Consider the following 15,552-nt stretch of genomic DNA (forward strand, 5'->3'; position numbering starts at 1 on the left):
ACCGCACTCACCGCACTCACCGCGCGGCCCGCGGAGTACCCACGCGGTGAGCAGGAGTTGTGCGCGCGTCCCCGATCAAACCGGTGATCGCTGCCGCGACGAGCCCGGGCTCATGCACCACATGCTGGTAGAGCGGTCGCAACGTCATCAGCCCACGCGAGGCGGCTCTGAGGTCGCGGGTGCGGTCTGAGACGGCGTGCGACCACCCCTCATGATGGGCTCGACTGTCGACCTCGATCAACAACGACTCAGCCACCAGGAGATCACCGCGTCCACCCTCCGCCAGACGGGGCTGCACTTCGTACGACAGGCCGAGGCTGCGGACGATCAAGCGCAGGAGTGTCTCCGGACCTGACTCAGCGCGTCCATCGATCAACGCCATGAGCGCACGAAAGCGTTCGGGCACCAGGGCGAAGACTCGTCGGAGGTCGGGCTCATCCACCAACCCGAGATGGACCGCGCTGTCGAGCGTCGCCAGTGCCATGCGCGGCGACTGGCACCTGATGGACTGGGCCAGTGCGTCGATGATCGACACGTCGCAGTCGAACGTGCCGCACGGCTGATCAAGCGGTCGCCAGTGGAGAGTGAACTCCCGTCGATCGCTGGTGGCCAGCCGTCGGTCCTCCGCCCGCGGTCCGCGAAGTCGTGAGGCGCTGCGGTCCACATGCACATGGACCCGGGTGGCGTCGAACACGAACACACCACGAGCGGCCAGGGTGGACAGGCATGCTCGCCTCCCCCCGATGCGCACTGCGGCACGGATGTCATCGTGCACTCCGGGGAGCGCGTATCGATCGCGCCGCACACGAACGATCGTTCCGTCACGCACCGCCTGGGTGATCTCACGCGGTCGCATACCTTCCTCGAGAAGGGTCGAGCGAGTGAGGATCGTGTGACCAGAAGCTGCACTGTCCATCCATCGAGGTTCGGGGCACCGATCGAGCGAGCGGTCTCACGCGGCTGCTTCGTCGTCGGTCGAGGACTACGGGAGCACTGTGGAGGAGGGTCACGGTCGGGGCGTGACCGTCGCGCGCGGTTCACAACTCCTGCTGGCCACTGGCCAACGCTCAGGATCGACCCCCGGGAGGCACCACAGCAGCGATGAGCAGGAGTTATGCGCAGGTGGGACACCCGTCTCGACAAGATGGGGGCAGAGCGAGTCTCGCGGGAGGCAGCGAGTCCGCGCAGAACTCCTGCGCCTGACCGGCCCGGTCGGCGCGGGCAGGCGGAATGGCGCGGTTGCTCCCGAGTCGGTCCTCAAGCTGCAGGAGTTGTGCGCAGGTGCACCCTGCGGGGAGCGGCACGAGGACGGACGACAGAACGGCCCGCCCTCCGCGAGGAGGACGGGCCGTTCCGGTCGGTCGGGACTACTGCACGTCGTCGTCGACCCAGTCGAAGGTCTTCGTGACGGCCTTCTTCCAGTTGCGGTAGAGGCGGTCGCGCTCCGCGGAGTCCATGTTGGGCTCCCAGCGCTTGTCCTCCTGCCAGTTCTTCGCGAGGTCGTCGAGGTCGGACCAGAAGCCGACGGCGAGACCGGCCGCGTAGGCCGCGCCGAGCGCCGTGGTCTCCGCGACGACCGGTCGGATAACCGGCACACCGAGGATGTCGGCCTGGAACTGCATGAGCGTGTCGTTGGCGGTCATGCCGCCGTCGACCTTGAGTTCCGTCAGCGGGACACCCGAGTCGGCGTTGACGGCGTCGATGACCTCGGCCGTCTGGAACGCGGTCGACTCGAGGGCCGCCCGGGCGATGTGGCCCTTGTTGACGTAGCGGGTGAGCCCCACGAGCGCACCGCGCGCGTCCGGACGCCAGTACGGCGCGAACAGCCCGGAGAACGCCGGCACGAAGTACGCGCCACCGTTGTCCTCGACGGTCTTGGCGAGCGCCTCGACCTCGGGGGCCGAGGAGAACATGCCGAGGTTGTCGCGCAGCCACTGGACGAGCGAACCGGTCACGGCGATCGAACCCTCGAGCGCGTAGTGCGGCTTCGCGTCGCCGAGCTTGTAGCCGAGCGTCGTCAGCAGACCGTTCTCGGAGTGGACGATCTCCTCACCGGTGTTGAAGATGATGAAGTTACCGGTGCCATAGGTGTTCTTGGCCTCACCCTGCTGGAAGGCGGCCTGACCGAAGGTCGCCGCCTGCTGGTCGCCGAGGATGCCGGCGATCGGCGTCTCGCGGAGCAGGCTGTCGTCGGACGCGTGGCCGTAGATCTCGGAGGAGCTCTTGATCTCCGGGAGCATCGACTTCGGGACGCCGAACGCCTTGAGGATCTCGTCGTCCCACTGCAGGGTCTCGAGGTCCATGAAGAGCGTGCGCGAGGCGTTGGTGACGTCGGTGACGTGCACGCCGCCGTTGACACCACCGGTGAGGTTCCAGATGACCCAGCTGTCGGTCGTGCCGAAGAGGAGGTCGCCCGCCTCGGCCTTCTCGCGAGCACCCTCGACGTTCTCGAGGATCCAGACGATCTTCGTGCCGGAGAAGTAGGTCGCCAGCGGCAGGCCGACGGTCTTCTTGAAGCGCTCGACGCCGCCGTCCGCAGCGAGGCGGTTCACGATGTCCTGCGTGCGCGTGTCCTGCCAGACGATCGCGTTGTAGACGGGCTGTCCGGTGGTCTTGTCCCAGACGACGGCGGTCTCGCGCTGGTTCGTGATGCCGATGGCCGCGATGGCGTGCCGGGTGATGTTGGCCTTGCTGAGCGCCTGGCCGATGACCTCGCGGGTGTTGTTCCAGATCTGGTTCGGGTTGTGCTCGACCCAGCCGGCCTTCGGGAAGATCTGCTCGTGCTCGAGCTGGCCCGTCGAGACGATCGATCCGCTCTTGTCGAAGACGATGGCCCGGGAACTCGTCGTCCCCTGGTCGATTGCGATGACGTAGTCCGCCATTGGATACTCCTTCGTTGCGTGCGTTGCGAGGTGAGGCACCGGAACCGGTACCCCGGGGTGCCGCGGCGGTGATCGTGTCCGGTCACCGCCGCAGCGTCAGGTCAGACTGCCGGGAGCAGCACCATCGAGGCGAGGGCCGCGAGGACACCACCGAGCAGGGGGCCGACGACCGGCACCCAGGCGTAGGACCAGTCGCTCTTGCCCTTGCCCTTGATGGGGAGGAGGGCGTGGGCGATGCGCGGACCGAGGTCACGTGCCGGGTTGATCGCGTAGCCGGTCGGGCCACCGAGGGAGGCGCCGATACCGACGACGAGCAGGGCGACGGGCAGAGCGCCGAGGGCAGCGAGTCCCCCGGGGACGCCCTCGATGACCACCGCGTCTGGGCCGGTCTTGCCGAAGGACATCACGACGAAGACGAGGACGAAGGTCGCGATGACCTCGGTCACGAGGTTCCAGCCGTAGCTGCGGATCTCCGGACCGGTCGAGAAGACGCCGAGCTTCTTGCCCGGGTCCTCCTCCTGGTCGAAGTGCTGCTTGAAGGCGAAGTACGTCAGCACGGCACCGATGAAGGCACCGACCATCTGCGCCGCCCAGTAGACGAGCGCCGTACCGAAGTCGATCGACCCGGTGGTGAGGAAGCCGATCGTGACAGCGGGGTTCAGGTGTCCACCGGAGGCGTAGGACACCGTGACACCGGCGAAGACCGCGAGGCCCCAACCGAAGTTGATGAGCAGCCAGCCGCCACCGAGGCCCTTGGATTTCGTGAGGATCGCCGTGGCGACCACACCGGTACCGAGGAGGACGAGCATCGCCGTCCCCACGGTCTCGGAGAGGAAGATGGTTCCGAGGTTCATGTCTTCATTGACCTTTCATAGGTGTGGCCGTGTGGGGGCCGACGCCGAGGCGCGAGCCCCCGCTGGGCGAGGTTGCACTGACCAGTTGCTTGTAAGGTAGCCAGCTCCTGTTGCACAGGACAAGGGCCTTGCCTGCACATTCGTGCATTATGAGAACGCCGGGGCCTCCTTGGCGGCGTCGACCCGGAGGTCGACCTGGTGGGCGTCGCGCAGGCGGTCGAGCGCTGCAGTGATCTGCGCGGTCCGCTCGGCGTCGTCCCACCCGAGGACACCGCCGACGACACGGGCGATCTCGTCGACGAGGCCGGCGGTCAGCGATCCGGTGAAGGCGAGGCTCGTGCGGCGGTGCAGCACGTCGGAGAGGTGCACGACCTGCTCCTGCTCGACGAGGTACTCGAGCTCCTGCACGCTGTAGTCGGCAGCGCCCTGCAGGCGGTCGTCACCGTGCTCGGCCAGGTGCTCGAGGAGCGCGGCGGCCTTCGTGCCGTACCGGCCCAGCAGCTGCTCGGCACGCTTGGCACCGGTACCGTCCTCGTGCGCGGCGACCCAGGTGCGCGTCGCGGCGTCGGTGCGCGGGAAGCCGGCGCCGCCGCCGATCGCGAGTCCGAGGGTCTCCACGGGGCGCGGGGCCCCGATGGTGTTGAGCACGTCCGTGCTGAGGTGCTCGGCGAGTGCCCGGAAGGTGGTCCACTTGCCACCGACGAGGCTGAACACGGTGGTGGACGGACGTGCAGCCGCGGCCCGACGCTCGATCCGGTAGTCGCGCGACACGAAGCCGGGGGCCTCGTCGTCGTGCTTCGGCAGCGGGCGGATGCCGGAGAACCGGTAGACGATCTGCTCGCGCGAGGTGGCGATGGTCGGGAAGACGTGCTTCACGAGGTCGAAGAAGTAGTCGACCTCCTCCTCGGTGCAGACGCTCGGGGTGCTCGGGTCGGCGTCGATGTCGGTCGTGCCGACCATGACCTTGCCCTTGAGCGGGTAGATGAGGACGATGCGACCGTCCTCGTGCTCGAAGAAGATCTCGCGCCCCTTGGTGGCCGCGTAGAGCTCCGGGTTGTCGAGGACGATGTGCGAGCCCTTCGTGCCGCCCATGTAGGTCGTCGGCTCGCCGAGGCCGGCGTTCGTGAGGTCGGTCCAGGGGCCGGAGGTGTTGACCACGACGTCGCTCGTCACGGTGAAGGTCTGGCCGGTGACGGTGTCGCGGAGCTCGACGCCGTCGGCTCCCATGCCGACCGCCTCGACGTAGTTGACGGCGCGGGCGTGCGGGCCGGCGGCGAGGCCGTCCATGAGGACGTCGAGTGCGAGGCGCTCCGGGTCGTGCATGGAGGCGTCGTAGTAGGTCGCCGTGTACTTGAGGCCCGGGTTCATCTTCGGCAGGTCGGCGAGGGACTTCTTGCGGCCGTGGAAGCGGTGACGCGGCACGCTGCCACCGTCGCGGGAGAAGGAGTCGTACGCGGTGAGGCCGACCTTGATGAGCAGCGCGCCACGCTCCTGCGGCTTGCCCTGCTTGTGGGTGAGGAAGCGCAGCGGTGCGGAGAGGATGCCGGAGAAGGTCGAGAAGATCGGGACCGTGGTCTCGAGCGGCTTCACGTAGTGCGGGGCGATCTTGATGAGCCCGTTGCGCTCCTGAACCGACTCCTGGACGAGGCGGAACTCACCGTTCTCGAGGTACCGGATGCCGCCGTGGATCATGTGGCTCGATGCGGCGGAGGCACCGGAGGCCCAGTCGTTGCGTTCCACGAGCGTGACGTCGACGCCCTGGAGCGCGAGGTCGCGGAAGGTCGCGATGCCGTTGATGCCGCCGCCGATGATGAGCACCGACGCCTGCGGGCGGTCGATGACGGACTGGACGGTGGAACGGGGAGCTGACGACTTGAGGGACATGAGATGCCTCGCTTCTTCGCGGTTGGTACGCGGCGCTGCCGGGATTGCGCGCCGCTGAATGATGTGACTGAATACATCGTGACACCCGCTGCAACTCTGAACAGCCCTAGTGAACAAACGTGCAAGGAGACCCGATGTCGCTCGCAGACGCGCTCAGCCAGCCGGACCGGACGGCCGAGGCGCTCCGTGCCGCACAGCTGTATTACGTGCAGGACCTCACCATGGAGGCCATCGCCCAAGAGCTCCACACCTCCCGGTCGTCGGTCTCACGCCTGCTCGGATATGCGCGGGAAAGCGGGCTCGTGGACATCCAGGTGCGCTCCCCGCACGACATGCCGTCGCGGCTCGAGGCGGAGTTCCGCGACCGCTTCGGCGTGACCGCCCACATCGTCCCGGTCCCCGACCACACGAGCGACATCGACCGCCTGGAGCGGGTCGCCCTCTCGGCTGCACGTTTTCTCGGCTCGGTGTTCGACTCGAACATGACGCTCGGCCTGGCATGGGGCTCGACCGTGAGTGCGGTGGCGAGGCACCTCACCCCCAAGCGGACCCACAACTCGCAGATCGTCCAGCTGAACGGTGCGGCCAACACGCGCACCTCGGGCATCCTCTACGCGAGCGAGATCCTGCATCGGTACGCGGACGCCTACGGGGCCTACGCGCAGCAGTTCGCGGTGCCGGCCTTCTTCGACGACCCGTCGACCAAGCTCGCGCTCTGGCGGGAGCGCAGCATCCGACGCGTGCTCGAGATCCAACGCCGCATGGACGTCGCGCTGTTCGGTCTCGGTTCGCAGCTCTCGGGTGTGCCCAGCCACGTCTACGTCGGCGGCTACCTCGACGACAGCGACTTCGAGGCGCTCGCGAGCGCCGGAGCGGTGGGGGACGTCGCGACCGTGTTCTTCCGGGCCGACGGCTCCTGGCGCGACATCCCCTTCAACAACCGTGCGTCCGGGCCCGACCTCGACGTGCTGCGCGGCGTCTCCCGTCGGATCTGCGTGGTCGCGGGAGCCGCCAAGGTCCCCCGCTCCTCGGGGCGTTGGCGGGCGGGCTCATCTCCGACCTCGTGGTCGACGAGGGAACCGCCCGCGCGGCGATCGACCAGCACGACGCCCAGCGCTGACCCCGGCCGCATCGGGCGCTGCAACCGGGCGTCATCCGAACCGGGAATAGGGCACCCACTCAGCCCGTTGACCTAGAATCGACAACACGTAACGTGCTCCGGGGTCGGTGAGAGTCCGAACCGGCGGTGATAGTCCGCGACCCGTGTCTCGCGCAAGCGAGGCCCGGTTGACCTGGTGGAACTCCAGGACCGACGGTTATGAACGCGTCTGCTCGCAGGCGGCGTTCGAGTCCGGATGGAAGGAAGCACGGGCGTCGGCCGATGGTCGACGCCGGCGAGCACCTGCCCGCGACCCCGGAACTCGTGTCAGTACCGACCGAGATGACGGACAGATGAGCGCAGGAACCGAGGCACCGCAGGCGAGTGTCCGCGAGGAGCAGGCCATGCTGCGCGCGCTCGCACTCGCCGCCAACGGCCCCGCCCGCGGGGTCAACCCCCGCGTCGGCTGCGTCATCCTCGACGCTGAGGGCACCGTGCTCGCCGAGGGCTGGCACCGTGGAGCCGGCACCCCGCACGCGGAGGTCGACGCCCTGTCCCACCTCGCACCCGGAGCGGCCCGCGGCGCGACCGCCGTCGTCACCCTCGAACCCTGCAACCACACGGGCCGGACCGGACCGTGTGCCGTCGCCCTCCTCGAGGCCGGCGTCGAGCGCGTCGTGTTCGCCGTGGACGACCCCGGCCACCACTCCGGAGGTGGAGCGGAACGACTCCGCGACGGCGGCGTCACCGTCGTCGGCGGCGTACTCGCCGGACCGGCGGAGGACCTCCTCGGTGACTGGCTCACCACCGCCCGCCTCGGGCGTCCGCTCGTCACGGTGAAGTGGGCCTCGAGTCTCGACGGGCGGATCGCCGCGAGCGACGGCACGAGCCGCTGGATCACCGGCGATGCCGCGCGCGACGACGTCCACCGTCGGCGGGCCGCCCACGATGCGATCCTCGTCGGCACGGGCACGGTCCTCGCCGACGATCCGAGCCTCACCGCTCGCGACGACCGCGGCGACCTCCTGCCCGAGCAGCCCCTGCCCGTCGTCATGGGCGATCGCCCGATCCCCCGGGACGCCGCCGTCCACCGCCACCCCCGGCCGGTCGTCGTCCACCACGGGCATGATCCGGCTGCGCTGCTCGCCGAACTCCGCGCCGCGGGCGTCCGGAGCGTCTTCATCGAGGGCGGCCCGACCATCGCCACAGCGTTCCTCCGCGCAGGACTCGCCGACACGGTCCTCACCTACCTCGCCCCGGTGCTCCTCGGCGGCCCTCGCCTCGCGATCGGCGACCTCGGCGTCGACACCATCGGCGATGCGATCCGCCTCACCACCGTCGGCGTCGAACCACTCGGCGACGACCTCCTCGTCATCACGACACCCGACCGCAGCGCCTCCGCCTCGGCCGCCCACGACCTCACCGCCTGACCCCCAGAGAACGGACCATCCATGTTCACGGGCATCATCGAAGAACTCGGCACCATCGTCGCCATCGACCACGGCGAGGACTCGGCACGTTTCACCGTCCGCGGCCCGCTCGCTCTCGAGGGCACCCGGCACGGGGACTCCATCGCCGTGAGCGGTGTCTGCCTCACCGTCGTCGAGCAGACCGGCGAGACGTTCACGGCCGACGTCATGGCCCAGACCCTCGCGATGAGCTCGCTCGACGGCGTCACGGTCGGGTCTTCGGTCAACCTCGAGCGTGCGGCCCGCGTCGGCGACCGCCTTGGTGGCCACATCGTCCAAGGGCACGTCGACGGCACCGGCACCGTCCTGGCCACGGTGCCCGGCGAGGCCTGGCGCGTCGTACGCGTCTCGCTCCCCGCGGCACTCGCGCCGCTCGTCGTCGACAAGGGGTCGATCACCGTCGACGGCGTCTCGCTCACCGTCAGCGCCATCAGCGCACCGGACGCACCGGAAGCCTGGTTCGAGGTGTCCCTCATCCCCGAGACGCTGGCCGCGACGACGCTCGGCGACCGGGTCCCCGGCGACCGTGTGAACCTCGAGACCGACATCCTCGCCCGGCACGTCGAGCGCATGCTCGCATTCAGCCGTCTCGAGTCGGCACTCCCCAGCAGCATCGACCAGGATCCGCAGTCCGCGGACCCGGTCGGCACCACCGCCACCGGAAGGGGCAACGCATGAGCATCGCCAGCATCCCGGAGGCCCTCGAGGCACTCCGCCAGGGCCGTCCGGTCATCGTGGCCGACGACGAAGGCCGAGAGAACGAGGGCGACGTGATCCTCGCCGCGGAGTCCGCCACCCAGGAGTGGATCGCGTGGACGGTCCGACACTCCTCCGGATTCATCTGCGCACCGATGACGAACGAGATCGCCGACCGGCTGGCCCTCCCGCCGATGGTCGCGCTCAACGAGGACCCCAGAGGCACCGCGTACACCGTCACGGTCGACGCGGCCGACCGGCTCAGCACCGGTATCAGCGCCGCCGACCGCGCCCACACCCTGCGCGTGCTCGCCGACCCGGCGTCCGTGCCGGCCAACCTCTCGCGCCCCGGACACATCGTCCCGTTGCGCGCCGTCGACGGCGGGGTGCGCGAACGCGATGGCCACACGGAGGCGGCCGTCGACCTCATGAAGCTCGCTGGACTCGTCCCGGTGGGGGCGATCTCCGAGATCGTCGCCGACGACGGCGAGATGATGCGCCTGCCCGGCCTCATCGCGCTCGGGGAGCGGGAGGGCGTGCTCGTCACGACGATCGCCGCACTCATCGCCTTCCTCGAGGAGAACCCCGACTTCCTCGAGGAGAACCCCGACGCGGCCGCGGTCTGCGCCGAGGAACGCGCCGCCCAGGCGGCCATCCCCGAATCGTCGAACGTGTCGTTCGAGGTGGAGACGACGGTCCCGACGACGCACGGCTCGTTCCGGTTGCGCGCCTACCGCGACCGCAGGACCGGTGCCGACCACGTCGCCATCATCGCCGGCGACCCGCAGGCCACCGGTGCGCTCGTGCGCGTCCACTCCGAGTGCCTGACCGGCGAGGCGTTCGGCTCACTCAAGTGCGAGTGCGGTCCGCAGCTCGACAGCGCTCTCGACACCATCCAGCGCCACGGCGGTGTCGTCGTCTACCTGCGCGGACACGAAGGGCGCGGCATCGGCCTCGTCAACAAGCTGCGCGCCTACCGGTTGCAGGAGGACGGTCTCGACACCCTCGACGCCAACCTCGCGCTCGGATTGCCGGCCGACGCCCGCGACTACACGGCGGCGAGCGCGATCCTGACGGACCTCGGCATCACGTCCGTACGCCTGCTCTCGAACAACCCGGAGAAGGAGCGACAGCTCACGAACCACGGCATCGCCGTGAGCGAGCGCGTCCCCCTGGTGGTCGGCGTCGGCCTGTTCAACGAGGGCTACCTCGAGACCAAGCGCGACCGCATGGGCCACAGCATCGGGTTCGAGCTCGCACCGGAACCGCACCCCCACCAGTAGTCCACCGCCGCCCTCGATTCCCTCGAGGAGCGAGCACCACCAACCCCCTCGACGCACTCGGGGGACGAAGACAGGAGACCGCATGAGCGGCGAAGGATCCCCACCATCAGCGTCGACGGCACCGGCCTCGACATCGTCGTCATCGCCGGCACCTGGCACGAGACCATCACCGACGGTCTCATCGCCGGAGCCGTCAAGGCCCTCGATGCGAGCGGCGCCAACCACCGCCTCGTGCGGGTCCCCGGGAGCTTCGAACTCCCGGTCGTGGCCAAGGCCGCCCTCGAGGCCGGGGCCGATGCGGTCGTCGCGCTCGGCGTCATCATCCGTGGCGGCACGCCGCACTTCGAGTACGTCTCCGACGCCGCGACGAGTGGCCTCACGCAGGTCAGCATCCAGACGGGCAAGCCCGTCGGCTTCGGCGTCCTCACCCTCGACGACGAGAAGCAGGGGCTCGACCGCGCGGGGCTGCCCGGGTCGAAGGAGGACAAGGGGCGGAGGCCGCTGATGCCGCCGTCGCGACCGCGGTCGTCCTCCGCGAACTGCGCGGCTGACGGGACCGGAAGTTCCTTCCTGCGGCATTCCGGTATCGGCATTCGCCCTGCCGGGCAACCGAATACCGGAATGCCGCACTTCGGCGTACAGTGTCATGGTCCTGCCACAAGCGGGCGAACCTCTGATCCTGCCGTCGTCGGCGGGCGTGCGCGACCGGTGCTGATGCTTCGACGGCGTCCATTCCCGAACCGAAACGCGCACGCATGTCTCTCGAAGCAACCCCAGTCACCAAGGCCCCGGTCAATCCGCGCTCTCGTGTCGTCCTCGCCAGCCTCATCGGCACGACGATCGAGTTCTACGACTTCTACGTCTACGCGACGGCCGCCGTCCTCGTCTTCCCGCACCTCTTCTTCCCGAGTGAGGACCCGACCGCGGGTCTCCTCGCCTCCTTCGCCGTGTTCGGTGCCGCGATGGTGGCCCGCCCCGTCGGTGCCGTCATCTTCGGGCACCTCGGCGACAAGCGCGGTCGGAAGGCGACCCTCGTCGGCGCGCTCCTCACCATGGGGATCGCGACCTTCCTCATCGGCCTGCTGCCGACCTACCAGCTCGTCGGCTGGGTCGCCCCGCTGCTCCTCGTGATCCTCCGCATCGGTCAGGGCTTCGCGCTCGGCGGCGAGTGGTCCGGTGCCGCCCTCGTGGCGACGGAGAACGCGCCGACCGGCAAGCGTGCCCTGTTCGGCACGTTCCCGCAGCTCGGTGCGCCGATCGGCTTCATCATCGCCAACGGACTCTTCCTGATCATCGCGGCGATCCTCCCGAGCGACGACCCGTCCATGCCGTCCGAGGCGTTCCTCGAGTGGGGCTGGCGCATCCCGTTCCTCTTCTCCGTCGTCATGGTGATCGTCGGCCTCTGGGTCCGACTCCGTCTCGTCGAGAGCAACGCGTTCACGAACGCGAAGGAGCAGGGCAAGGTGCAGCGGTCGCCGCTCGCGAGCGTCATCAAGCTGCACTGGCGCAAGCTGCTCCTCGGCACCTTCTTCATGCTCGCCACCTACGTGCTCTTCTACCTGATGACGACGTTCTCCCTGAGCTACGGCCGTGCGCCGCTCGACGCGCCGGTCGCCGGGCTCGGCTACAGCTACACGACCTTCGTCCTCATGCTCATCGCCGGCGTGGTCTTCTTCGGGATCTTCACGCTCGTGTCCGGTCCCTTCGCCGACAAGTACGGACGCCGCAAGACGCTCATCGTCGTGACGAGCGCGATCCTCGTGTTCGGGCTCGTCTGGGTCCCGCTGCTCGGCGCCGGGTTCACCGGGGTCATGATCTGGCTCATCATCGGATTCAGCCTCATGGGGTTCACCTTCGGACCGATGGGCGCCCTGCTGCCCGAGCTGTTCCCCACGAACGTGCGGTACACCGGGTCGGGCATCTCGTACAACGTGTCGTCGATCCTCGGCGCAGCGGTCGCACCGTTCATCGCCGTCGCGCTGTGGAGCGCCGGCGGGGGCAGCCCGTTCTGGGTCGGCGTCTACCTCTCGGCGATGGCCCTGATCACGCTCGTCGCCCTCATCGTCTCCAAGGAGACCAAGGACGTCGACATCGACGCCTGATCGAGGCGATCACCGAGGGCCGGTGCGTGGAGGACATCTCCGCGCACCGGCCCTCGGTGCGTCCGCGCTCGATGCGTCGGCTTCGGGCTCGGCGCGTGCGACCGTCGCCTAGAGTTGAACCACGGTGCGCCGTCGCCATGGACGTCTCGGAGCCGCGCACCGCACCTCGGAGGAAGAGCACCATGAGCACCCCAGCGCGCCCGGCACGCAGCCGCAACCCGTTCAGCCGACCGAAGGACGACGGTCCCCGCGCGAGCCTCAAGCAGCTCATGCCGTACATCTTCGAGCACCGCTCGATCCTCATCGTCGTCATCATCCTCAGCGTCATCGGAGCGGCCGCGTCACTCGCCCAGCCGCTCATCGTCAGCCAGGTGATCGGGGTCGTCGAGGCGGGCCGGTCGCTCGGCAACCTGGCATGGCTCCTCGTCGGGCTCGTCGTGGTCTCCGGCGTCATCAGCGGGTACCAGCACTACCTCCTGCAGCGCGCCGGCACCGGGGTCGTGTACTCCTCCCGGCGCCAGCTGATCGCGCGCATCTTCCGGCTCCCCATCAGCCAGTTCGACACGCGCCGCACCGGCGACCTCGTCTCGCGGGTCGGCAGCGACACGACCATGCTCTACGCCGTCCTGACGCAGGGCTTCGTGGACGCCGTCGGCGGTGCCATCACCTTCCTCGGCGCGCTCATCGCCATGGCGATCATCGACCCCGTCCTGCTGGGTCTCACCCTCCTCGTCGTCATCGTCTCGGTCGTCGTCGTCGTCGCGCTGAGCGGACGCATCCGCGTCGCCAGCCGCGAGCAGCAGACCAAGGTGGGCGAGCTCGCCGCCGCGGTCGAGCGCGCCATCAGCTCCATCCGCACCATCCGGGCGTCCAACGCGACCGACCGCGAGATCGACGCGGTGGACGGCGTGGCCAAGGAGGTCTACGGCGTCGGCGTGCGGATCGCGAAGATCTCCTCGCTGGTCGTCCCGGTCGCCGGCATCGCCATGCAGACCTCGTTCCTGGTCGTCCTCGGCGTCGGTGGGTTCCGGGTCGCGTCCGGGGCCATCACCATCGCGAGTCTCGTCGCGTTCATCCTGTTCCTGTTCATGATGATCATGCCGCTCGGCCAGGCCTTCGGAGCGATCACGAGCGTCAACCAGGCGCTCGGAGCGCTCGGCCGGATCCAGGAGATCCTCGACCTGCCCGACGAGGGCGATGACGACGCGGCCATCGCCGCGCGGGTCGGACGTCCCGGGACCGCCTCAGCGTCCGCTCCGGCGATCGAGTTCGACGGGGTCGAGTTCGCCTACCCGGACGCGGCGGTCATCGAGCGCGAACGGGCCGCAGCGGAGGCGCTCGCGACCGAGGCGCTGAGCGAGGGCGCCAGCGCACCGGAGGTCGTCGCCGCCGACGCCGCCCGACTCACCGACGCGCAGTCCGCGCTCGGTCGTCAGGTCCTCCGTGGGGTGTCCTTCGCCGCGATGCAGGGCAGACGCACGGCGCTCGTCGGACCGTCCGGCGCCGGCAAGAGCACCATCCTCGGGCTCATCGAACGGTTCTACGACCCGACGGCCGGTGCCATCCGCCTGGGCGGCGTCGACATCCGCACGATCCCCCGCGCCGACCTCCGGGACCAGATCGGGTACGTGGAGCAAGACGCCCCGGTCCTCGCCGGCACGCTGCGCGACAACCTGCTGCTGTCGTCACCGGATGCGAGCGACGCCGACTGCGAGCGCGTGCTGCACGCGGTCAACCTCGGCGGGGTCCTCGACCGCAACCCGCTCGGTCTCGCCGCTCCGGTCGGCGAGGACGGCATCATGTTGTCGGGCGGCGAGCGGCAACGCCTCGCGATCGCACGCGCCATCCTCGCGGCTCCCCCGATCCTGTTGTTGGACGAGTCGACCTCGAGCCTCGACGGCGTCAACGAGCAGATGATGCGCGAAGCCATCGACGCGGTCGCGACGGGACGCACGCTCATCGTCATCGCGCACCGGCTCTCGACCGTCGTCGACAGCGATCAGATCGTCGTCCTCGAGGAGGGTCGGGTGGTCGGCGTCGGCACCCACAGCGACCTCGTGACCGAGGTCCCGCTCTACCGCGAACTCGCGAAGCACCAGCTCCTCGTGTGATGTGGCTTCATTCGCCCATGTTTGGGCGAACGGGTGCTCCGTCGCCCAAACATGGGCGAATGAACGGGGTCACGGGCGCCATCCTGCCGCGATGAGGCGTTCGCGCGCTCGGTCGATCGCGACGGCGGCGCCCGCCTGCAGGTGATGTGCGAGGAAGCGGTCGTGGGACCATCCGAGGCTGGTGACGGCATGGATCCGGTCGACGTCCTTCGCGAACTGACCCGGGTCGGCGGCGTGCTGGCGCCCGTCGTACTCGAACGCTGCACGGTATGCCGGATAGGCGAGGTCGAGACGTGCGACGAACCGCCCCAGCGATCGCGGAGGTCGTGGTTGAGCACCGGCTCCGGGAGGCCGGCGCGAACGAAGGCGAGCCGGAGTTCCGTCTCCTTCGGCGACTCGGAACCAGCGCGGATCTGCGGGAGCGCGGCACGGAGTGACTTCGCGCCGAGATGCCGTGATCCGCTGAGCGCCGCTGCGAGGTCGTCGAGCGAGCACAGTGCTGGAAGGCGCTGGTGGAGCCACCGGCCGGAAGCACCGCGCTCACGGACCAGATGATCGCCGACCGCGACCAGTTCATCGATGTCGAGACTCGGTCCGAGCTGACACCACATGTCGGCGGGACTCACGACCGAGAGCCTCTCGATGAGGATCGGATCGCCGAAGAGCCGCGCCAAACGATGGCCGACGACCCCGGCGACCCTCGGCGCTCGGTCCGGCGGCCGGACGCCGACATGCACCTCGTCCCAGCGCAGCCGCGCCGGGAGCGGAGCATCCAGGAGATGCGCAGCCGACAGGTGCGAGAAGAACTGCGCCGGTGCCATTCGCTGGGCGTACGCCCGACACAGCTCCAGGTGCGCCAGATGACGCTGTTCGGGAGGCAGGTCCGCGCCCCGACGCGGTGCAGCGAAGCTCCGAACCCCCGGGAACGGTGCGGGAACACGCGTCGTGCGGAGGCGCTCCGGGGAGACGCCCTGCTCCAGCGCCGAGCGGACGGAGAAGGCATGGTGATCGGGTAGATCGGTCGGCATCATGCTTCGATCGTGGCGCGATCGGTCGGCCCGCGACCGTCGCGATCGTTCGCGCGTTGATGTCCCGGCCGACCGTCGAGCTGTGGAGCACCCTCGTCGCCGGTTCGTTCGCCCATCTTTGGGCGCGCGAACCTCCATTCGCCC

General features: G+C 69.2%; 10 protein-coding genes and 2 pseudogenes. 7 read left to right on the forward strand and 5 right to left on the reverse strand.

Going from position 1 to position 15,552, the window contains the following annotated elements; translation table 11 throughout:
* Positions 1 to 16 precede the first annotated feature (16 nt).
* The 4 genes from FGL15_RS02450 to FGL15_RS02465 all read right to left on the reverse strand — a co-directional run bounded on the left by FGL15_RS02450 (position 17) and on the right by FGL15_RS02465 (position 5,620).
* The gene (locus FGL15_RS02450; RefSeq protein ID WP_138944814.1) at positions 17 to 916 is read right to left on the reverse strand and encodes a hypothetical protein; all 900 of its coding nucleotides are present in this window, start codon (positions 914 to 916) and stop codon (positions 17 to 19) included.
* 451 nt (positions 917 to 1,367) lie between these two features.
* Positions 1,368 to 2,882, reverse strand: coding sequence for a glycerol kinase GlpK (glpK, locus tag FGL15_RS02455; protein ID WP_079707342.1), 1,515 nt, complete (start codon positions 2,880 to 2,882; stop codon positions 1,368 to 1,370).
* Positions 2,883 to 2,983: 101 nt separating this feature from the next.
* Positions 2,984 to 3,736, reverse strand: coding sequence for an MIP/aquaporin family protein (locus tag FGL15_RS02460; protein ID WP_079002885.1), 753 nt, complete (start codon positions 3,734 to 3,736; stop codon positions 2,984 to 2,986).
* Positions 3,737 to 3,883: 147 nt separating this feature from the next.
* The gene (locus FGL15_RS02465; protein ID WP_138944815.1) at positions 3,884 to 5,620 is read right to left on the reverse strand and encodes a glycerol-3-phosphate dehydrogenase/oxidase; all 1,737 of its coding nucleotides are present in this window, start codon (positions 5,618 to 5,620) and stop codon (positions 3,884 to 3,886) included.
* Positions 5,621 to 5,754: 134 nt separating this feature from the next.
* Between FGL15_RS02465 and FGL15_RS02470 the strand changes: the two are divergent.
* The 7 genes and pseudogenes from FGL15_RS02470 (at position 5,755) to FGL15_RS02500 (ending at position 14,380) form a co-directional block, all read left to right on the forward strand.
* Positions 5,755 to 6,740: pseudogene (locus FGL15_RS02470) on the forward strand (sugar-binding transcriptional regulator).
* 332 nt (positions 6,741 to 7,072) lie between these two features.
* Positions 7,073 to 8,149, forward strand: a complete 1,077-nt coding sequence (gene ribD / locus FGL15_RS02475; protein ID WP_240773738.1) for a bifunctional diaminohydroxyphosphoribosylaminopyrimidine deaminase/5-amino-6-(5-phosphoribosylamino)uracil reductase RibD — start codon at positions 7,073 to 7,075, stop codon at positions 8,147 to 8,149.
* 21 nt (positions 8,150 to 8,170) lie between these two features.
* Positions 8,171 to 8,866: a riboflavin synthase gene (locus FGL15_RS02480; protein WP_138944816.1), complete on the forward strand. Its 696-nt coding sequence runs from the start codon at positions 8,171 to 8,173 to the stop codon at positions 8,864 to 8,866.
* Positions 8,863 to 10,167 carry a GTP cyclohydrolase II gene (ribA, locus tag FGL15_RS02485; protein WP_138944817.1) on the forward strand — a complete coding sequence of 435 codons (1,305 nt, stop codon included), beginning with the start codon at positions 8,863 to 8,865 and terminating at the stop codon, positions 10,165 to 10,167. Before FGL15_RS02480 ends, ribA begins: the two co-directional genes overlap by 4 nt.
* An 82-nt stretch (positions 10,168 to 10,249) precedes the next feature.
* A pseudogene (ribH, locus tag FGL15_RS02490) lies at positions 10,250 to 10,718 on the forward strand (6,7-dimethyl-8-ribityllumazine synthase).
* A gap of 204 nt (positions 10,719 to 10,922) precedes the next feature.
* A complete protein-coding gene (locus FGL15_RS02495; RefSeq protein ID WP_137243440.1) occupies positions 10,923 to 12,269 on the forward strand; it encodes an MFS transporter in 1,347 nt (448 codons plus the stop codon).
* 182 nt (positions 12,270 to 12,451) lie between these two features.
* On the forward strand, positions 12,452 to 14,380 hold the full coding sequence (locus tag FGL15_RS02500; protein ID WP_138944818.1) for an ABC transporter ATP-binding protein: 1,929 nt from the start codon (positions 12,452 to 12,454) through the stop codon (positions 14,378 to 14,380).
* Here FGL15_RS02500 and FGL15_RS02505 read toward each other — a convergent pair.
* Entirely contained in the window at positions 14,344 to 15,411 is a 1,068-nt protein-coding gene (locus FGL15_RS02505; protein WP_138944819.1) for a hypothetical protein, read from the reverse strand. The two genes, FGL15_RS02500 and FGL15_RS02505, sit on opposite strands and share 37 nt — an antisense overlap.
* Between the last annotated feature and the right edge of the window lie 141 nt (positions 15,412 to 15,552).

Origin of the sequence: Plantibacter sp. M259 (assembly GCF_006065115.1) — a bacterium.
Lineage (GTDB): Bacteria > Actinomycetota > Actinomycetes > Actinomycetales > Microbacteriaceae > Plantibacter > Plantibacter auratus.

Excerpts from the sequence above, each read along its gene's own strand:
- FGL15_RS02450 (WP_138944814.1), bottom strand. The coding sequence starts at position 916 with ATGGACAGTGCAGCTTCTGGTCACACGATCCTCACTCGCTCGACCCTT.
- glpK (WP_079707342.1), bottom strand. The coding sequence starts at position 2,882 with ATGGCGGACTACGTCATCGCAATCGACCAGGGGACGACGAGTTCCCGG.
- FGL15_RS02460 (WP_079002885.1), bottom strand. The coding sequence starts at position 3,736 with ATGAACCTCGGAACCATCTTCCTCTCCGAGACCGTGGGGACGGCGATG.
- FGL15_RS02465 (WP_138944815.1), bottom strand. The coding sequence starts at position 5,620 with ATGTCCCTCAAGTCGTCAGCTCCCCGTTCCACCGTCCAGTCCGTCATC.
- ribD (WP_240773738.1), top strand. The coding sequence starts at position 7,073 with ATGAGCGCAGGAACCGAGGCACCGCAGGCGAGTGTCCGCGAGGAGCAG.
- FGL15_RS02480 (WP_138944816.1), top strand. The coding sequence starts at position 8,171 with ATGTTCACGGGCATCATCGAAGAACTCGGCACCATCGTCGCCATCGAC.
- ribA (WP_138944817.1), top strand. The coding sequence starts at position 8,863 with ATGAGCATCGCCAGCATCCCGGAGGCCCTCGAGGCACTCCGCCAGGGC.
- FGL15_RS02495 (WP_137243440.1), top strand. The coding sequence starts at position 10,923 with ATGTCTCTCGAAGCAACCCCAGTCACCAAGGCCCCGGTCAATCCGCGC.
- FGL15_RS02500 (WP_138944818.1), top strand. The coding sequence starts at position 12,452 with ATGAGCACCCCAGCGCGCCCGGCACGCAGCCGCAACCCGTTCAGCCGA.
- FGL15_RS02505 (WP_138944819.1), bottom strand. The coding sequence starts at position 15,411 with ATGATGCCGACCGATCTACCCGATCACCATGCCTTCTCCGTCCGCTCG.